This window comes from Pseudomonas phytophila (assembly GCF_025643095.1).
Taxonomy (GTDB): domain Bacteria; phylum Pseudomonadota; class Gammaproteobacteria; order Pseudomonadales; family Pseudomonadaceae; genus Aquipseudomonas; species Aquipseudomonas quasicaspiana.
In genome coordinates this window covers 1,731,734-1,749,536 of sequence record NZ_CP081201.1, presented here as the reverse complement: position 1 = coordinate 1,749,536, position 17,803 = coordinate 1,731,734, and the positions used below count along the sequence as shown (strand labels likewise).

Annotated in this window: 16 protein-coding genes and 1 pseudogene; 2 read left to right on the top strand and 15 right to left on the bottom strand. The window is 56.6% G+C overall.

Annotated elements, in window-relative coordinates; genetic code table 11:
• Positions 1 to 7: 7 nt before the first annotated feature.
• From K3169_RS07780 to K3169_RS07760, 5 genes are all read right to left on the bottom strand, one after another.
• On the bottom strand, positions 8 to 1,630 hold the full coding sequence (locus K3169_RS07780; protein WP_231676162.1) for a methyl-accepting chemotaxis protein: 1,623 nt from the start codon (positions 1,628 to 1,630) through the stop codon (positions 8 to 10).
• Between the two features lie 333 nt (positions 1,631 to 1,963).
• A complete protein-coding gene (locus K3169_RS07775; protein ID WP_263270867.1) occupies positions 1,964 to 2,701 on the bottom strand; it encodes a tellurite resistance TerB family protein in 738 nt (245 codons plus the stop codon).
• A 232-nt stretch (positions 2,702 to 2,933) separates the two neighbouring features.
• The gene (locus K3169_RS07770) at positions 2,934 to 4,040 is read right to left on the bottom strand and encodes an NADH:flavin oxidoreductase/NADH oxidase (RefSeq protein WP_122396179.1); all 1,107 of its coding nucleotides are present in this window, start codon (positions 4,038 to 4,040) and stop codon (positions 2,934 to 2,936) included.
• Positions 4,041 to 4,141: 101 nt separating this feature from the next.
• The gene (gene recJ / locus K3169_RS07765) at positions 4,142 to 5,857 is read right to left on the bottom strand and encodes a single-stranded-DNA-specific exonuclease RecJ (RefSeq protein WP_027902613.1); all 1,716 of its coding nucleotides are present in this window, start codon (positions 5,855 to 5,857) and stop codon (positions 4,142 to 4,144) included.
• Positions 5,858 to 6,031: 174 nt separating this feature from the next.
• Positions 6,032 to 6,574, bottom strand: a complete 543-nt coding sequence (locus K3169_RS07760) for a YaeQ family protein (RefSeq protein WP_027902612.1) — start codon at positions 6,572 to 6,574, stop codon at positions 6,032 to 6,034.
• Between the two features lie 277 nt (positions 6,575 to 6,851).
• Here K3169_RS07760 and K3169_RS07755 point away from each other — a divergent pair, with 277 nt between their 5' ends.
• A complete protein-coding gene (locus K3169_RS07755) occupies positions 6,852 to 7,742 on the top strand; it encodes a TIGR02285 family protein (protein ID WP_263270864.1) in 891 nt (296 codons plus the stop codon).
• 171 nt (positions 7,743 to 7,913) lie between these two features.
• Here K3169_RS07755 and K3169_RS07750 read toward each other — a convergent pair whose 3' ends face one another.
• Complete coding sequence (locus K3169_RS07750) at positions 7,914 to 8,210, bottom strand: DUF3509 domain-containing protein (protein WP_027902610.1); 297 nt, start codon at positions 8,208 to 8,210, stop codon at positions 7,914 to 7,916.
• 42 nt (positions 8,211 to 8,252) lie between these two features.
• Between K3169_RS07750 and K3169_RS07745 the strand changes: the two genes are divergently transcribed.
• Positions 8,253 to 8,396, top strand: a complete 144-nt coding sequence (locus K3169_RS07745) for a hypothetical protein (RefSeq protein WP_231676168.1) — start codon at positions 8,253 to 8,255, stop codon at positions 8,394 to 8,396.
• Here the strand turns inward: K3169_RS07745 and K3169_RS07740 are convergent.
• From K3169_RS07740 to rpsP, 9 genes and pseudogenes are all read right to left on the bottom strand, one after another.
• Positions 8,380 to 10,659 (bottom strand): annotated as a pseudogene (locus K3169_RS07740) (transporter substrate-binding domain-containing protein); the annotation flags it as partial. The gene K3169_RS07745 and the pseudogene K3169_RS07740 overlap by 17 nt on opposite strands.
• A gap of 173 nt (positions 10,660 to 10,832) precedes the next feature.
• Positions 10,833 to 12,242: a threonine synthase gene (gene thrC / locus K3169_RS07735; protein ID WP_263270863.1), complete on the bottom strand. Its 1,410-nt coding sequence runs from the start codon at positions 12,240 to 12,242 to the stop codon at positions 10,833 to 10,835.
• A 106-nt stretch (positions 12,243 to 12,348) separates the two neighbouring features.
• The gene (locus K3169_RS07730; protein ID WP_231676170.1) at positions 12,349 to 13,653 is read right to left on the bottom strand and encodes a homoserine dehydrogenase; all 1,305 of its coding nucleotides are present in this window, start codon (positions 13,651 to 13,653) and stop codon (positions 12,349 to 12,351) included.
• Positions 13,654 to 13,756: 103 nt separating this feature from the next.
• A complete protein-coding gene (locus K3169_RS07725; RefSeq protein WP_027902607.1) occupies positions 13,757 to 14,497 on the bottom strand; it encodes a DsbC family protein in 741 nt (246 codons plus the stop codon).
• Positions 14,498 to 14,647: 150 nt separating this feature from the next.
• Positions 14,648 to 15,544, bottom strand: coding sequence for a site-specific tyrosine recombinase XerD (gene xerD, locus K3169_RS07720; protein WP_027902606.1), 897 nt, complete (start codon positions 15,542 to 15,544; stop codon positions 14,648 to 14,650).
• A gap of 111 nt (positions 15,545 to 15,655) precedes the next feature.
• Positions 15,656 to 16,006 carry a 50S ribosomal protein L19 gene (gene rplS, locus K3169_RS07715; protein ID WP_027902605.1) on the bottom strand — a complete coding sequence of 117 codons (351 nt, stop codon included), beginning with the start codon at positions 16,004 to 16,006 and terminating at the stop codon, positions 15,656 to 15,658.
• A 42-nt stretch (positions 16,007 to 16,048) separates the two neighbouring features.
• The gene (trmD, locus tag K3169_RS07710) at positions 16,049 to 16,801 is read right to left on the bottom strand and encodes a tRNA (guanosine(37)-N1)-methyltransferase TrmD (RefSeq protein WP_263270858.1); all 753 of its coding nucleotides are present in this window, start codon (positions 16,799 to 16,801) and stop codon (positions 16,049 to 16,051) included.
• Between the two features lie 3 nt (positions 16,802 to 16,804).
• Positions 16,805 to 17,341 (bottom strand): ribosome maturation factor RimM, encoded by a 537-nt coding sequence (rimM, locus tag K3169_RS07705; RefSeq protein WP_027902603.1) that lies wholly within the window; start codon positions 17,339 to 17,341, stop codon positions 16,805 to 16,807.
• Positions 17,342 to 17,346: 5 nt separating this feature from the next.
• Positions 17,347 to 17,604, bottom strand: coding sequence for a 30S ribosomal protein S16 (rpsP, locus tag K3169_RS07700; protein ID WP_027902602.1), 258 nt, complete (start codon positions 17,602 to 17,604; stop codon positions 17,347 to 17,349).
• Between the last annotated feature and the right edge of the window lie 199 nt (positions 17,605 to 17,803).

Sequence of the window (17,803 nt, the reverse complement as noted above, 5' to 3'; positions counted from 1 at the left end):
TCAGTACTCAGACTTTGAAACGCGAAACGCCGCTACGCAAACCGACCGCCACCTGACTCAACTCATCAATGGCAAAACTGGCCTGACGCAAGGACTCCACAGTCTGGCTACTGGCATCGCCCAACTGCACGAGCGCCTGATTGATCTGCTCGGCGCCGGTAGCCTGAGCCTGCATGCCTTCGTTGACCATCAACACCCGAGGCGCCAACGCCTGCACTTGATGAATAATCTGCGTCAACTGTTCGCCGACCTGGGTGACTTCGAACATGCCGCGGCGCACTTCCTCGGAGAACTTGTCCATGCCCATCACACCGGCAGACACCGCCGACTGGATCTCACGGACCATCTGCTCGATGTCATAAGTCGCCACCGCAGTCTGGTCAGCCAGACGGCGTACTTCTGTCGCAACCACCGCAAAACCACGGCCATACTCACCGGCTTTCTCAGCTTCGATGGCAGCATTGAGCGACAGCAGGTTGGTCTGGTCAGCAACCTTGACGATAGTCACTACCACCTGATTGATGTTGCCGGCCTTCTCATTGAGGATCGCCAGTTTGGCGTTGACCAGATCCGCCGCGCCCATCACTTGGTGCATGGTGTCTTCCATCCGCGCCAGGCCCTGCTGGCCGGAACCGGCGAGGATCGAAGCCTGATCAGCAGCACTGGTCACTTCGGTCATCGTGCGTACCAGGTCGCGGGACGTGGCCGCAATTTCCCGGGAAGTCGCGCCGATCTCGGTGGTCGTCGCTGCGGTCTCGGTCGCCGTGGCCTGCTGCTGCCGGGAGGTTGCAGCGATCTCGGTGACGGAGGTCGTGACCTGTACCGAAGAGCGTTGCGCCTGGGAAACCAGCCCGGTCAACTCGGTCATCATGTCGTTGAAGCCGGTTTCCACAGCGCCGAATTCGTCTTTGCGATCCAGATTGAGCCGTTTGCTCAAGTCTCCGGTGCGCATGGTTTCCAGGATGCTGACGATGCGTTGCATCGGCGACATGATCGAGCGCATCAGCAACAGCCCGCATGATGTCGCAGCAATGATCGCAATGAGCAGAGAAAGCCCCATGCTGATTTTTGCGCCGGTAACAGCCACGACAATTCGGTCGGTAGCGTCATCAGCTACTTTTTTGTTGATGACGATGATGTCGTTAAGTTGCTTACGACCCGCCGACCATACTGGTCTGGTCTGATCATAAAACTCGGTCTTGGCTTTTATATAGTCGCCGCGCTGGAAACTGGTGTGCACGTCATTGAGCAGGCGCGTGTACGTCTCGCGCTGCCGCTCGAAGTCAGTGAAATTTGCGCGATCGTTATCGTCGAAGATGGTCTGTTTATAGTTGTCCACCTGCTGCTGAAGACGCGCCTCGAAATCCTTGAACTGGTCTTTTTCCGGGCCGGTCAACTCACGTCCTTCTCCTTCACCGATCAGCTCGAGAGTGCGGATGTAACTTTCTCCCCAGGCGCTGCGCAGCAGGGTGCTGTAGTACACGCCTGGAAGTGCATCAAGGCGAACTTCTTCTTCGCTGGACTGAATGGATAGCAGGCGGGAAAACGACACGACAACCATCATGAGCATGATGGCGATAATTACGGCGAAACTCGCCAAGATCCGTTGGCGTAAGGTCCAGTTCTTCACGGTCATCCCTCAAGAGTTCAACACCGGACTTCACGCCGGGTTCAAGAAGCGGACCGACTAACGGCCCAACGCGGCCTGAGTATAGCCCAGGCTCTGACGAACTAAGGGGGTTGTTTCAGAGATAAATTAGGCCTATTCCCACGAAACCCGGAGAATCTTCTTACAGGCCTTAGGTATTCGAATGAATGCAGAGGTTGGATGGGTGTTGCAGATGGGTGGTTGGGCCAGCCTGACGCAGGAACTGTGGGAGCGAGGCTTGCCCGCGATACATGAGACACGGTTGAAAGGCATACCGCGTTGTCATTTGCTGCGAGCAAGCATAATCGACTGCAATCAACCCTGAGCCTGGCGCACCTGTATCTCCAACTCAGCTTTCAACGCGGGTGCCAGCTTGAGCTGACGGGCCAGTTCGTCCAGATAAACACGCTCCATGAATTGCTCTTCATCCACCAGCATCACACTGGCGATGTACATTTCTGCAGCCATTTCCGGCGTCTTCGCGGCGCGCGCGACTTCAACGGGGTCCAGTGGCTTGTTCAATTCGGCGTGCAGCCATTGTTGCAGCTCCTGATCACCGGTCAGCTTGGTAAATTCACCTTCGATCAACTCACGTTCGCGCTCATCCACGTGACCGTCAGATTTTGCCGCGGCAACCAGGGCCCGAAGGATTGCCTGACTGTGCTCCTCGACTTGCTCCGGTGGCAGACGATCAATGGTTTGTGGCTCACCCTGAGTGGCCAGACCCTGCTTGGCCTGCCAGTTGCCATATGCCTTGTAGGCAATGACGCCCAGCGCCGCCAGGCCACCATAGGTCAGCACTTTGCCGCCGACTTTGCGCCCGCCCTTGCTGCCCAACAGCAAACCCATGGCGCCGGAAGCCAGGGCACCACCACCCGCCCCCGACAACAGACTGCTCAAACCACCGCCACCAGCACCGCCCAGCAAACCACCCAGGCCGCCCGCGGCAGAGGATTTCTTGCCGCCTTGCTGATGCCCGGCACCACCGGCCTTGTTCTGCAGCATCTCCTGGCCGGATTTAAGAAGTTGGTCGAGTAAGCCACGCGTGTTCATGGAAAGCCTCCACAGACTTTTTTCATTCGATTGGGTACACGGCAGAGTAAAACGAAGTGTGTCAGGACTGGAGAGTCGGTGTGCTTCCAGATGTTGCAACGACGCGAGACCGGCTTTAGCCGGGAAGGCCGAATGACTGGCGACAGAAATGAGCCGACTGTATCGGCCCTTTCCCGGCTAGCCGGTCCCACGGTGTCATGCATGTTCGCAAGCGCCGACTCTCACTCAGGCACTAATCCCGCAAATCAGACTCATGAATCGGCTGGTCGCGATGGGTCGCACGTTGATACTGCGCAGGCCAGGTTGCCTTGCGGCCGCCGAGGTCATCGTCGGCATGCAGCGGCCAGTAGGGATCACGCAACAGTTCGCGGGCGAGCAGGATGATATCGGCCTGCCCAGTGCGCAGGATATGTTCGGCCTGAGCCGGTTCAGTGATCATGCCTACGGTGCCCGTCGCCATGTCCGACTCCTTGCGAACCCGTTCTGCGAAGCGCGTCTGATACCCCGGACCCACCGGAATTTCAGCATTGGCTGAAGTGCCGCCCGACGACACGTCAATCAGGTCAACACCCAAATCCTTCAAGCGGCGCGCCAGTTCAACGGTTTCATCGGGGTTCCAGCCATCTTCCACCCAATCAGTGGCGGAGACCCGCACAAACAAAGGCAACTCTTCAGGCCACACGGCACGGACCGCTTGAGTCACCTCCAGCGTCAGACGAATACGGTTTTCAAATGAGCCGCCGTATTTATCCTGACGCTGATTGCTGAGCGGCGACAGGAACTGGTGCAACAGATAGCCGTGGGCGGCATGCACTTCAACCACCTTGAAACCGGCCGTCAGCGCCCGCTTTGCAGAGGCCACGAATGCCTGAATGACGTCCTGAATCTGCGCCTCGCTCAATTGCACCGGAGCGGTATGCTTGGGATCGAAAGCAATCGGCGATGGCCCCCAAGGCGTCCAGCCGCCCTCTTCGGCTTTGATGCTGCCCGACTTGCCCAACCACGGCCGCCAGGTGCTGGCCTTGCGCCCGGCGTGAGCAAGCTGAATGCCTGCAACAACACCTTGAGCATTGATGAAGCGAGTGATTCGCTGCAAGCCTTCGATCTGCTCATCGTTCCACAGGCCAAGGTCTTCAGGCGTGATTCTGCCGTCTTTGGTGACCGCAACGGCCTCGGTAAAGACAAGGCCGGCACCGCCCACTGCTCGGCTGCCAAGGTGAACCAGATGCCAGTCGTTCGTCAGGCCATCGACCGCTGAGTACTGACACATCGGGGATACCGCGATGCGGTTGCGCAGGGTTAGCTGGCGTAAGGTGTAGGGTTCTAACAACAAGCTCATGGGAACCTCTCAGGCTGTAATAGGCAGCAGGGCACGTGATAAAAAACGTGCCTGAAGCCTAGTCGACAACCCAATACCTTTGAGGGTTCCTGCTGTTTGCCCTAGCGCGGCGCGATGTGCGCGACCATGAGCTGGACGGTTTCATTGCCGCGAAACTCGTTGAGATCCAGTTTATAGGCCAGTTCGACCCAACGGATGTTCGGGTTCGGCCAGACATCACGATCCACACCAAATGCGATGGCATCAAGTTTCACGCTGCCGCACTCACTCTTGAGCACCATCTTCAGATGACGCTCACCTACCACCCGCTGCTCTACCAGCTGGAAGACACCGTGAAACAGCGGCTCGGGGAAGTGCTGACCCCACGGACCTGCATTGCGCAGTGCGCGGGCCAGCTCCAGGTGAAATTCTTCGACCGCCAACGCGCCGTCAGACAGCAGACGACCGGTCAGGTCCTCTTCATTTAATTGGCGCCGCACTTCTACATCGAAAGCTTCGGCGAACGCCGGGAAGTTCTCCTCCGGCAATGACAATCCCGCCGCCATTGCGTGGCCGCCAAACTTGCTGATCAGTTCGGGATGGTGGGCAGCCACAGCGTCCAGTGCGTCACGAATGTGGAAACCGGGTACTGAGCGAGCGGACCCCTTTAGCATGCCCTCACCAGCACTGGCGAATGCGATGGTCGGACGGTGGTAACGCTCTTTCATGCGCGACGCGAGGATGCCAATCACCCCCTGGTGCCAGTCTGGTTCGAACAGGCAAAGGCCGAACGGCATCGACTCCAGCGGCAAGTCCTTGAGCTGGGCCAGCGCCTCACGCTGCATGCCTTGCTCAATGGATTTGCGGTCCTGATTCAGCTCATCCAGTTGCACGGCCATTTCACGGGCCAGGGTTTCGTCTTCGCAGAGCAGGCATTCGATACCCAGACTCATGTCGTCCAGACGCCCCGCCGCGTTCAGTCGCGGCCCGAGAATGAACCCCAGGTCAGTAGAGGTAATCCGTTTGTGGTCGCGACGTGCAACTTCGAGAATCGCTTTCAGGCCTGGACGCGCACGGCCTGCGCGTATACGCAGCAAGCCCTGATGCACCAGAATGCGATTATTGGTATCCAGCGGCACCACGTCGGCGACGCTGCCCAAAGCGACCAGATCCAGCAATTCGCCCAGGTTGGGTTGTGCGCGCTGATTAGCCTCGAACCAGCCACTGTCTCGCAGCCGCGCACGCAACGCCATCAACACATAGAAAATAACCCCGACGCCAGCCAGGGCCTTGCTTGGGAACGTGCAGCCTGGCTGATTGGGATTGACGATAGCGTCAGCCGCAGGCAGTTCGTGGCCTGGCAAGTGGTGATCGGTGACCAGCACCTGCAGGCCTGCCGCTTTCGCCGCGGCGACACCTTCAACGCTGGAAATGCCGTTATCGACAGTCATCAGCAGTTGAGGCTCGCGCTCCAGCGCAACTGCGACAATTTCCGGGGTCAGGCCGTAACCGTACTCGAAGCGATTGGGCACCAGATAATCAACATGCGCGGCACCCAGCAGCCTCAGCCCCAACACGCCTACTGTGCTTGCTGTAGCGCCATCAGCATCAAAATCGCCAACGATGAGGATCCGCTGCCGCTCGTTCAGCGCCGTGACCAACAAGTCTACCGCCGCATCGATCCCCTTGAGTTGCTGATAAGGAATCAACCGCGCCAGGCTCTTGTCGAGTTCGGCTTCTGACAGCACACCCCGCGCGGCATACAGCCGGGTCAGCAACGGCGGCAGATCGCCGAGAAAAGGCAGGGTTTGCGGCAGGAGACGAGGTTCGATGCGCATGCGTTTTTTTTGATTCCGACCAGACGTTAAATAACTGACTAACTGAATTTAAATGCTTTTCTGCAGGAACTCACGAACACCGCGAGGCAGCGATGGCGGTCTGTCTGATAAACCGCTATCGCGGCCTCGCGGTGCTCGTGCGCTCCTACAGGAGGCGCCGAGACCTGGACGACCTCAGCCGCGCTCGCCGGTAAGCCATTGCAGCTGGACTTCATGCTGACCACGATCATCCGTGACGAATATGGTCCCTTCGCTGATCATCACATCCCACTTGATGACCCGCGGCATGTCCTTGGCCAGCACCTCGAGCACTTCTTGCGGAACAGCGGCGACGTTGACGTTTTTCAGGTTCTTGATAGCCGGAATAACCTTCCCTTCCCACACGCGCAGGCTGCCATAGGCCAGCAGACTGGTACGTTCGGTACGGCGCGAACACCATGTCAGGCGATCAGAGTCAGGCTGGCCAACCTCGATCCAGTGCAGGACGCGGTCATCAAGACTTTTTTCCCACAGCGCAGGCTCATCCACATCAGAAAGGCCACGACCAAAAGACAGCTGCTCGTTGTACCAGAAGGCATAAGCCAGCAGGCGCACGGTCATACGCTCCTCGGTTTCCGAAGGATGACGGGCAATGGTCTGTTTGACGGTTTCGTAAACCCCACGATCAAGATCGGTAAGGTTGAGTTCGAATTTGTAGGTCGTGGACGGCTGGGCCATGAACGGGCTTCTAGATACGGGGAAAGGCGGCAAGTCTACCCGAAGCAGCCCCATTGAACGACCCGCTCCAGCCGATTGGCTGTGATGTCTGCAGTGGTTGATGATCCGGAGCGGTTTGCACAGTGACAAATACCCTTAAGGGGGGTCAGGCAAAGCCCGATATTCCTGGCGACGGGTTATGAGTGATACTGCGCGGCACGCTCGACCTGGAGCGTCTATTCTCCTGCGCGTCATCTGACGCCTATACTCCAGCCATTTCCCGGGGACGACATCCGCGATGCCTTATCGCAACTCGCATCCCGCCAGACCGACACTGGTCATCTGCCTCGCCCTGCTGAGTCTCATGGCTCTGCCACGCTTCAGCCATGCAAAGGACACGCTGATATGGCTGCTAAGGGACTTGCCTCCTTCGACGATTTTTTCCGGCCCTGATGAAGGAAAAGGCGCTGTCGACAGACTGATGCCATTACTCATCGCCCGGATGCCTGAATATGACCATCTGCTGATGCGCGTGAACCGTGCACGCGGGATGCAAATGCTCAAGGAGGGCGTGTTTGCGTGCGACCCCACCTTACTCTGGACGCAGGAACGGGCCAAAAGCATTGTATTTTCGATCCCGACTTTTGCGGCATTCAGCAACGGTTTGATTGTGCGCCAGCAGGACATGGCCCAGTTCACTCCGTATGTGGATCGCGGCGTGGTCGATCTGGATGCCGTGCTGAAAAGCAAGACCGTGAAGATAGGCGTGGTTGCCGAGCGCAGCTATGGACTGGTCATTGATCAGATTCTGAGCAAGGTTGCGGACGACGAATTGAGCATGCATTACGGCGGCGATGCCGTTGGCAGTTTATTGCAAATGGAGCGACTGGGACGCTTGCAAGGTCTGATCAGCTATTGGCCGGAAGCGCTGTATCAAGCACGCCAGCAAGGAATACCCGAACAGGATCTGGTCTTCTTGCCGGTCAAAGGCGCTCCCAAATACCAGTTCACGCATATAGGCTGCTCGAACACAGTGCAGGGTCGGCAAGCCATGGAGATCATCAATCGCGAGATGCGGATACTGCGCGAGACGAAGCTGGTGGGATTCTATGCGCAGTGGCTACCGCCCTCAAAACGCGAGGAATATCTGGAAGACGCCAAAACGTTTTTCGAGAAGCCAGGCATGTAAAACGGAATTGCGCAGGCTTGAAAAAAAGAAACCCCGAGCAGCGGGGAGACTACTCGGGGTAAACCGTGGTCCATTCGGGACCAGTACGAACAGGTTGAGCCACCGGAGCACAGTGTCTGAACCTGCCGTAAAGAGTCAGAGCACTAATGGACCGTAAGGTTCCAGATCACTTCAAACAAAGCCCGGCGCCGGGATGAACGGACGACCCAGGGCTGCGTTGCGCATTGCCGCAATCACGCAAGGCTCGATGCGCCCTTCGGCCACCATCAAATCACGACGCAAACCATCAACTACATCCGTCAGCTGGCGTTTGTCACACAGATGCGCTGCGGTGAATGTGCGCTCGATTACTACTGCACCGGCTGCATCCTTGATAGACACCAGGCGCTCACCCAATGGTCCAACAGGCCCAAGGTCGGCCTGGTAAGGTGCCAGCGCTTCACTTAGCAGTAAGCTGATATTTTCCATCCGGATCACCACTCAACAATTTGAATGCAAAGGTGCTTATCAATGACCATCGGCATTGATGGAAAGTTTCGATGGTTTAACGATGTCACCGTTCGAGCATGCCTGCCGAACATGACAGAGAAAAAACCATCGACCGGTACTAAGCACAATATCGAGAGATTGCGCATCACGCCGCCTCGTCGCTAACGTCGATCATTTCGAGAACCGAACGGGCTGAAACAAGGGCCACTTCCACAGAGCTGGACGGCGTCTGCCCCTTATGCAGAGCCTCCTTAAGTTCCAATTCCAAAAAGCCGACAATCACTTCCAGATTTCTGCGCATCTCATGACCGACATCCTTCATGAAAAGTTTTTTGGCGTCATTGACTGCGTTCGCTTGCTCCTTGGCTTCACACAGTTGAGTTTCCAGTCGCTTGCGCTCGCTGATGTCGATCCAGCCACCCAGCAACCCCTGAACCTCGCCATCGGCACGATAGAAAGGCACCGTCCAGTGCAAGGCATCAATCTGCTTGTCTCCCAGAAGCATGGTGCGGTCAGCGAAAATGGGCTGACGCGTTTCCAGCAGCTTGATGTAATCCCCGTGCAATTGCTCCGCGGTTTCTCTAGGTATCAGCTCCACGTCAATCAAGCGCCGACCATTCATCTGCTCGAAGCTGATTCCCAGATTCTCTTCATAACTTCGATTGCAGGAAATCAATCGCCCTTTCAGGTCCCTGACGTAGACCGGGTTGGGTATTCCGTCAAACAGCGCGTGCTTGAAGACCAACTGGTCGTTGAGCGCCGCTTCGGCCTGGAGACGCTGAAATATCTGAACCTTGAGACGGCTACTCCAGATCAGCGAAACCAGCCCCAGCGCCAGCGCGACACTTAGCCCCCAATACACCCAGCCGGGAATCCGGCTCAACAGACTGGTCTGCTGCACAGCAGACGACATCCACCTTGTGCGGATGGCACGCATCTCGCTGACCGGAAACTCTTCCAGCGCCTTATTGATGATATTAAGCAGTTCTGGTTGAGACTTGATGACAGTCATTCGGTCAGAGGACCACCATCCCTCCACACTGCGACCAACTTTCAGCACGCCTCGCGGATCCAGATAAGCCCCGGCCTCGTTCTGAATCGTCGCCACAGCATCCCCGGAGGCGACCAGTTGGCGAGCTTCTTCATAGTTGGCTGTAAGGATTAAATTTATACGTGGATGCTCGCGCCTTATGATGCCTTCCAGAGCATGCCTGGCAGGCAACGCCAGAGTGCGCCCGGCCAGGTCTCGCAGTGAATGCAGAGAAGCCTCTCCTGCACGCAACACGAATACCCAGCTATTACCGCCAAATGAATAGCTGAAATCGAGCATCTCCCGACGCTCTGCATTCTCTGCAAGCGTCGTGTTCATCTGGGCCTGACCGCTACGCAGGAGGTTGAACGTCTGCTCAATGCTCAAGGCCTCTTCATGCTTGAACCGCAGACCGGTGATGCGCGAAATTCGATTCAATATGTCGACATTGAGCCCGACCCAATTCCCATCCCCATCACGATAGATGTACGGTGGGTGCTGCTGAGAAGCAACTGTGACCACCGGGTGCCTGCTGATCCAGCGTCTTTCTGCACGACTTAGCGCGATTCGCTGAGTGCTGGCGTCAGCGCCCAGCCCCAGAGTCCAGCGTCCCAGTATCTCCCGGGTAATCGCGGACCCCAGGCTGGCCAGCGCAGTGTCGATCAGAGACAGTAACTGCGTCTGGTCCGAACGCACGGCAAATGAAAAGCTGTCCTGAGGCAAAAGACTGTCAAACAGAACCTGTAATCCAAGATAAGGACGCAGCGCCATGTAGGAGCGGACGATGACGTCATTGCCAATGAAGACATCTGCTTCTCCGTGGCTCACAGCCTCCATGGCACTGAAGAGGCTGGGGGCAATAATGATTTCGCTCTCAGGGTAGGCGATCTGCACCGCCAGGAGATCCATGTAGCCCTCAAGAACCACAACCTTGTTTCCCTTGAGCGACTCCTCCAGACCTCGCCCGTTACCGCGTCCGACGACTACCGAACGATCAGGCATATAGCCCATCGACAACCGAAGGTCGCCAAAAACGCGCTCAAAATCATTGGCAGTGGCAATAATGTCGATGGTGCCATCCCGCAGCGCGTTGATTGCCCCTTCAGGCCTGGGAAAACCGCGCACCTGCATTCTCACATTGAGCTTGCTGGCGATCAGACTCAAATAATCGGCAGTGATGCCCTGATACCGGTTGCGATCACTGGTGATATCCACAGGCTCATAATCGACGGTAACAACCCCGACGCGTAGCGCAGGTTGATCATCGAGCCATTCACGATCCGAGGCAGATAACTCCAGAGGCTCCAGAGCCACGAACGGCGCAACCAGGCTGAACGAAAGATTCCTCTCAGCATGGCTTGGCTGAACGAACAACACAGCCAGTAATAGTGACAGCACAACCAGTGTGCTTTTTATGGGAGCGAGGTTCTTGCCTTCGAAGAAGCTCCCTTTGCTTGCAATTTTCACAGCGACTAACTCATCCGTAAGTGTCTAAAACTCCCGAAGTGTGGCATGCAGAAATGAGAAGGCCCGCTGGGGGGCGGGCCTTAAGTTGTTACATGGATATACCGTTAGAGCGGTTTACCCCGGTTGCCGTGCTGACTAACGAAGGCCTGTATGGCTTTCAGGTCATTCGGCAAAACCGTGCAGCGTTCCTCCCGCTCGAACAAATCAGACAAATGTGCAGGTAGCTCGAGCGCTTTTCCTACACCCGCTTTCTCCACTGCTTCCGGGAATTTGACCGGATGCGCCGTCCCGAGGATCACCATCGGCGTATCCAGGCTGCGACGGCAGGCCCGAGCGGCCTTTACACCGATCGCAGTATGCGGGTCCAGCACCTCGCCAGTCTTTGCAAAAACATCCGCAATGGTCTCGCAGGTTTCAGCGTCGCTGACAGCCAGGGAGTCAAACAGCTTGCGGGTTTCGGTCCAGCGCTCTTCGTCGACGCTGAAACCACCGCCTTGTTTGAAGCTGTCCATCAAGCCTGCGAGCGTGGCACCGTTACGACCGTGCATATCGAACAGCAGACGCTCGAAGTTCGACGAGACCATGATGTCCATGGATGGCGACAAAGTCGCGTGCAAGGTCTCTTTTACATACTGATTGCCGCTCATGAAACGGTGCAGAATGTCGTTGCGGTTGGTGGCGACGATCAGCTGATTGATCGGCAGCCCCATATTGCGCGCCAGGTAACCCGCGAAAATATCGCCGAAGTTGCCGGTAGGTACCGAGAACGACACAGAACGCGCCGGGCCACCCAACTGCAGCGAGGCGTGAAAGTAGTAGACGATCTGAGCCATGATCCGCGCCCAGTTGATCGAGTTAACGGCTACCAGGCGCGTGCCCTTGAGGAAACTCTGGTCAGCAAAGCTGTTCTTGACCATTTCCTGGCAATCATCGAAATTGCCTTCCACAGCGATGTTGTGAATGTTGTCGCCGAAGATAGTCGTCATCTGCCGACGCTGTACATCCGATACCCGGTTGTGCGGGTGCAGGATGAAGATATCGACGTTATCGCACTTGCGGCAGCCTTCAATGGCTGCCGAACCGGTGTCGCCGGAGGTTGCACCGATGATCACTACACGCTCGCCACGCTTGGCCAGCACGTAATCCAGCAGACGACCCAGCAATTGCAGTGCGAAGTCCTTGAAGGCCAGCGTCGGCCCGTGGAACAGTTCCAGCACCCACTCATTGCCATTCAACTGACGCAATGGCGCAACCGAGCTGTGGGCAAATACGGCGTAGGTTTCTTCAAGGATCTTTTTGAAGTCCGCATCCGGAATGCTGCCGGTCACGAACGGGCGCATCACCCGGAAGGCCAGTTCGTGATAAGGCAGCCCAGCCCAGGAAGCGATTTCTTCCTGGGTAAAGCGAGGCAGGTTTTCCGGCACATACAAGCCGCCGTCGCTGGCCAGACCAGTCAGCAATACGTCTTCGAAATTCAGGGCCGGCGCCTGGCCGCGAGTACTGATGTAGCGCATAAGATTTCAAACCTTCGGTTTGAGCTTCAAGTTTCAAGCTGCAAGCTGCAAGTCAAAAGCAGTCCGCCCTCACTTGCCGCTTGTAGCTTGTAGCTTGCCGCTGTGTTTAATTGAGATGTTCGACGCGGATCCGGACTACCGGGCCAACCACGTCCTGCACCGCTTCCAGGGCCTCAATGGCGTCATTCATACGCTGTTCCACCACACGATGGGTCAACAGAATCATCGGCACCAGGCCGTCATGTTCTTCGACTTCCTTCTGCATGATCGACTCAATGTTAATCCCGCGCTCCGACAGGATGCTTGCCACCTGAGCCAGCACGCCCGGATGATCCTTGGCCTGGATGCGCAGGTAATACGCGCTTTCGCAGGCTTCGATCGGCAGAATCGGATGAGCAGACAGCGAGTCGGGCTGGAATGCCAGATGCGGTACGCGATTTTCCGGATCGGACGTCATCGCACGCACCACATCGACCAGATCGGCAACCACCGACGAAGCGGTAGGCTCCATGCCAGCACCCGCGCCGTAGAACAGCGTCGAGCCTGCAGCGTCGCCATTGACCATGACTGCGTTCATCACGCCGTTGACGTTGGCGATCAGTCGATCAGCAGGAATCAGCGTCGGGTGTACCCGCAGTTCGATACCGGCAGCTGTACTGCGCGCGACGCCCAGATGTTTGATGCGATAACCCAGCGCTTCGGCGTAATTCACGTCAGCAGTGGTCAGTCTGGTGATGCCTTCGGTGTAGGCCTTGTCGAACTGCAGCGGGATACCAAAGGCAATGGACGCCAGAATGGTCAGCTTGTGTGCAGCATCAATACCTTCGACATCGAACGTCGGATCGGCTTCGGCATAACCCAGAGCCTGAGCCTCAGCCAGAACGTCAGGGAAGGTACGGCCTTTCTCGCGCATTTCGGTCAGGATGAAGTTACCTGTGCCGTTGATGATCCCGGCAACCCAGTTGATGCGGTTGGCCGACAGACCTTCACGAATTGCCTTGATGACCGGGATACCGCCGGCAACCGCAGCTTCAAACGCTACGATCACGCCCTTCTCACGCGCCTTGGCGAAAATTTCGTTACCGTGCACGGCAATCAGCGCTTTGTTGGCAGTGACTACATGCTTGCCGTTTTCAATGGCCTTGAGAACCAGATCGCGGGCTACGGTATAGCCGCCGATCAGCTCAATGACGATATCGATTTCAGGGTTGGTTGCCACCGCGAAGACGTCGCTGGTGGTCGGTGTACCGGTAATCTGGCAGTTGGGGTTTGGCGTACGCATGGCAATTTGTGCCACTTCGATTCCACGACCCGCGCGGCGGGCAATTTCCTCGGCGTTACGCTTAAGTACGTTGAAGGTACCGCCACCGACGGTACCTAGCCCACAGATGCCTACTTTGACCGGATTCACTATGAACTCCCCGTAAAAACGGCCGGCTTGGAACCGACCGTGGAAAACAGCCGTGCATCACACACGGCTCTCTATTTACTCAACGGTCATGGGACGCGCTGACTTATTTGGCGCCGAGCGCCAGTTTGGCCACTTGTGCAGCGGGTTGGTAACCCGGAATCAACTGGCCGTCAGCCAAAACGATGGCCGGTGTGCCGTTCACACCGATCGATTGGCCCACTTCAAATTGTTTGGTGACAGGGTTGGCACACTTGGGCGCCTCGATGTTCTTGCCATCGACCATGCGATCCATGGCAGCCTTGCGATCCTTGGAACACCAGACAGCCTGCAGTTGTTCGTCGCCCGGCGAGCCCAGCCCCTGGCGTGGGAAAGCGACGTAACGAACTTCGATGCCCATTTTGTTCAACTGCGGCACTTCGGCATGCAGCTTGTGGCAATACGGGCAAGTGGTATCGGTGAACACAGTGATATGCGATTTGGTTTCGCCAATGGCCGGGTACACCACCATCTCGGCGGTCGGAATACCATTGATGGTCTTGGCGATAGCCAGACGTTCGGTCTTTTCGGTCAGGTTGACCGGCTTGCCATCCTGGATCTGAAACAGATAGCCCTGCATCACGAACTGGCCGTCAGCGCTGGCATACAGCACGCGGCCGCCCTTGAGTTTGACTTCGTACAGACCGCTTAACGGGCTGGCACCGATGCTTTCAACCGGCAGCTCGAGCTTTAGCGATTCAAGGGTCTTGCGAATGGCTTGATCGGCGGGAGCATCCGCCTGGGCAAACATACTGAACGTACTGGCCAACGCAACGGCTGCGGCGGCGATAATCGTGGTCACGCGCATGAAAACTCCTCGGGCGGTGGGCAGACTGGCTTGGGCAAAAAAAGCGCCCGTCAGCTTCAATCTGCGAAACCGGCAAAGACTACCACATAAGGGCCGTAAACCTTACCCGGACCGACACAGACGGCCTGCAAAAGATACCGCCCTGACCTTTCAGCCGCGCGGGTGATGTTTGGCGTGCATGTCCTGCAATCGGGCACGGGCAACATGGGTATAGATTTGTGTCGTTGACAGATCACTGTGCCCCAACAACATCTGCACCACGCGCAAGTCAGCGCCATGGTTGAGCAAGTGGGTTGCGAAAGCATGCCGCAATGTATGAGGCGACAGCGACTTGCTGATACCTGCAACCATGGCCTGATGTTTGATCCGGTGCCAAAAGGTCTGGCGGGTCATCTGCTCTCCCCGCTGACTGGGAAACAACACATCACTGGGACGCCCCGCCAGCAATTCATCGCGAGCCCCGCGCATGTAGCGTTCGATCCAGACAATGGCCTCTTCGCCCATGGGGACCAGACGCTCCTTGCTGCCCTTGCCCATCACCCTCAATACACCCTGACGGAGATTGACCTGCTCCAGGGTCAGACTGATCAGCTCGGTGACTCGCAAGCCACAGGCATAAAGCACTTCGAGCATGGCTTTATCCCGCTGGCCGATAGCTTCACTCAGGTCAGGTGCAGCCAGTAACGCGTCAACGTCTGCTTCCGACAGTGACTTGGGCAATGGCCTGCCAAGCTGAGGCATGTCCACCTGCAGCGTGGGATCGACCTGAATCAGTTTCTCTCTCAGCAGGTAACGGTAGAAGCCACGGGCACCTGAAAGAAACCGTGCCGTGGAGCGAGGCTTGTAGGCCTTGTCCACCCGCCAGGCCAGATGATCAAGAATCGCCGAGCGTCCAACATTGATCAATTCCAGGCCTTGCTCCTGCAACCAGCCGTTGAACAGGGCAAGGTCACTGCGATAGGCATCACGCGTATTGTCCGAGAGCCCCTTCTCCAGCCAAAGGGCATCAAGAAACCGGTCGATCAGAGGGTCATCGATAGCAGACATGGGTATTCGCGCTTGAGCAGTGCTACATAAGTTACAGACTGAGGACAATAAAACCCCAGACGCAAAAAAGCAGCCCTTAGGCTGCTTTTTTCTTGCATCGAAAAACTGTACTCAGGACAGTTTTTCCTTGATGCGAGCTGCTTTACCGGACAGGTCACGCAGGTAGTACAGTTTGGCTTTGCGAACGTCACCGCGACGTTTCACAGCCAGGCTGTCGATTTGCGGGCTGTAGGTCTGGAAAGTACGCTCAACGCCAACACCGTTGGAGATTTTACGAACAGTGAAGGCACTGTTCACGCCACGGTTACGCTTGGCAATTACTACGCCTTCAAACGCCTGCAGACGAGCGCGGTCGCCTTCCTTCACTTTCACCTGAACGACAACAGTGTCGCCCGGGGCAAAGGTAGGGATCTCTTTGGTCATCTGCTCTGCTTCGAGTGCAAGGATGATTTTGTTAGTCATGCTGTGCTCCTAAGGTAAATCGTCTGATCTACCATCGATACGTTAACTATCGTCCCGTTCGCGGATGTATTCCGCGAGCAGCTTCTTCTCTTCTCCAGAAAGCGAGCGGCTTTCCAGAAGATCGGCGCGTCGTTCATAGGTCCGCCCGAGGGACTGCTGTAAACGCCAACGCCGGATGTGCGCGTGATTGCCAGTTAGCAACACGTCGGGAACACGCTGATCCGCATACACCTCCGGTCGGGTGTAATGCGGGCAATCCAGCAGACCATCAGTGAAGGAATCTTCCTCCGCAGAGTCCGCATGCCCTAAAGCTCCAGGCAGCAGCCGCGTAACCGCATCGATCAGCACCATTGCCGGCAGCTCGCCGCCAGACAGTACATAGTCACCAATCGACCACTCTTCATCGACATGAGCATCAATAAAACGCTCGTCAATGCCTTCATAACGACCGGCGATGAGGATAATCGCTTCCCCCTGCGCCAGTTCGCGTACCGCAGACTGATTCAGTTGGCGGCCTTGTGGCGACAGGTAAATCACCTTCGCCGCATCCCCTGCCGCTTGCCTGGCCTGAACCAGAGCATCTTCAAGGGGCTTGATCTTCATCACCATGCCCGGACCACCGCCAAATGGGCGATCGTCAACAGTGTGATGTCGATCCGTGGTGTAGTCCCGCGGATTCCAACAAGTCAGCTGTAACAGCCCTTGTTTCACCGCACGGCTGGTAATGCCGTATTCGCTGATGGCGGAAAACATCTCGGGAAACAGACTGATCACTTCTATGCGCAGGCTAGCCATTGCTTAGAAGTCCGAATCCCATTCCACCTTCATCTCGCCAGCTTCCAGATCAACTGCCAACACGCATTGCTCCGTATAGGGCAACAAACGTTCGCGATCATCCAGGCTGCCAGCGCAGGGCTTGACCACCATTACATCGTTCGAGCCTGTCTCCAGCAGATGATCGATCTTCCCGAGCAATTGCCCTTGATGGTCGATAACCTTGAGACCCTCCAGCTGGTACCAGTAGTACTCGCCATCGGTGAGATCAGGGAACAGGTTGCGCGGCACACAGATTTCAAAACCGGCCAGAAGACGAGCTTCTTCACGGTCATCGAGACCTTTGAGCTTTGCGACCAGGAACTTGTTTTGCAAGCGTCCGCTGACCAGCTCTACCTGTTTAACGCTGCCTTCGCGCCGAAGCGTCCAGGTTTTGTAATCCAACAGGTTTCCAATCGGATCAGTAAAGGAAAAGACCTTCACTTCGCCGCGAACGCCATGTACCGAATAAATCTTGCCAATGACGATCAAGTCGTCGGCAATCGTAGGCGCCGCGTTCATATTGCTCAGGCCGCGACCTTGGTCTTGGCGTGTTCTTTCAGCAACTGGGCAACGCGCTCGGATGTTTGTGCACCCACGCTCAGCCAGTAGTTAACGCGCTCTTCGTTCACGGACAAACGAACTTCCTGACCACGGGCAACCGGGTTGAAGAAGCCAATTTGTTCCTTGTGCGAACCGTCGCGCGCATTGCGGCTATCGGTAACAGTCAGGTGGTAAAACGGGCGCTTTTTGGAGCCGCCCAGAGCAAGACGAATGGTTAGCATTGAACATCGTTCCTGTAGTCGGTGCTGCAAATCTAAGATGCACAGCGGGCATAGGTGCCCGAAAGGCCGCATATTCTAAGGAATATCCGGACTTTTGCAAATGTCTTTTTCTGACACATGCTCTTGTATCATCCAGATTTGCCAGGGAGCCGTCGCTTCCGACGGCTGGTGTAGACCCGCAAAGCGGGAATTTACGTAG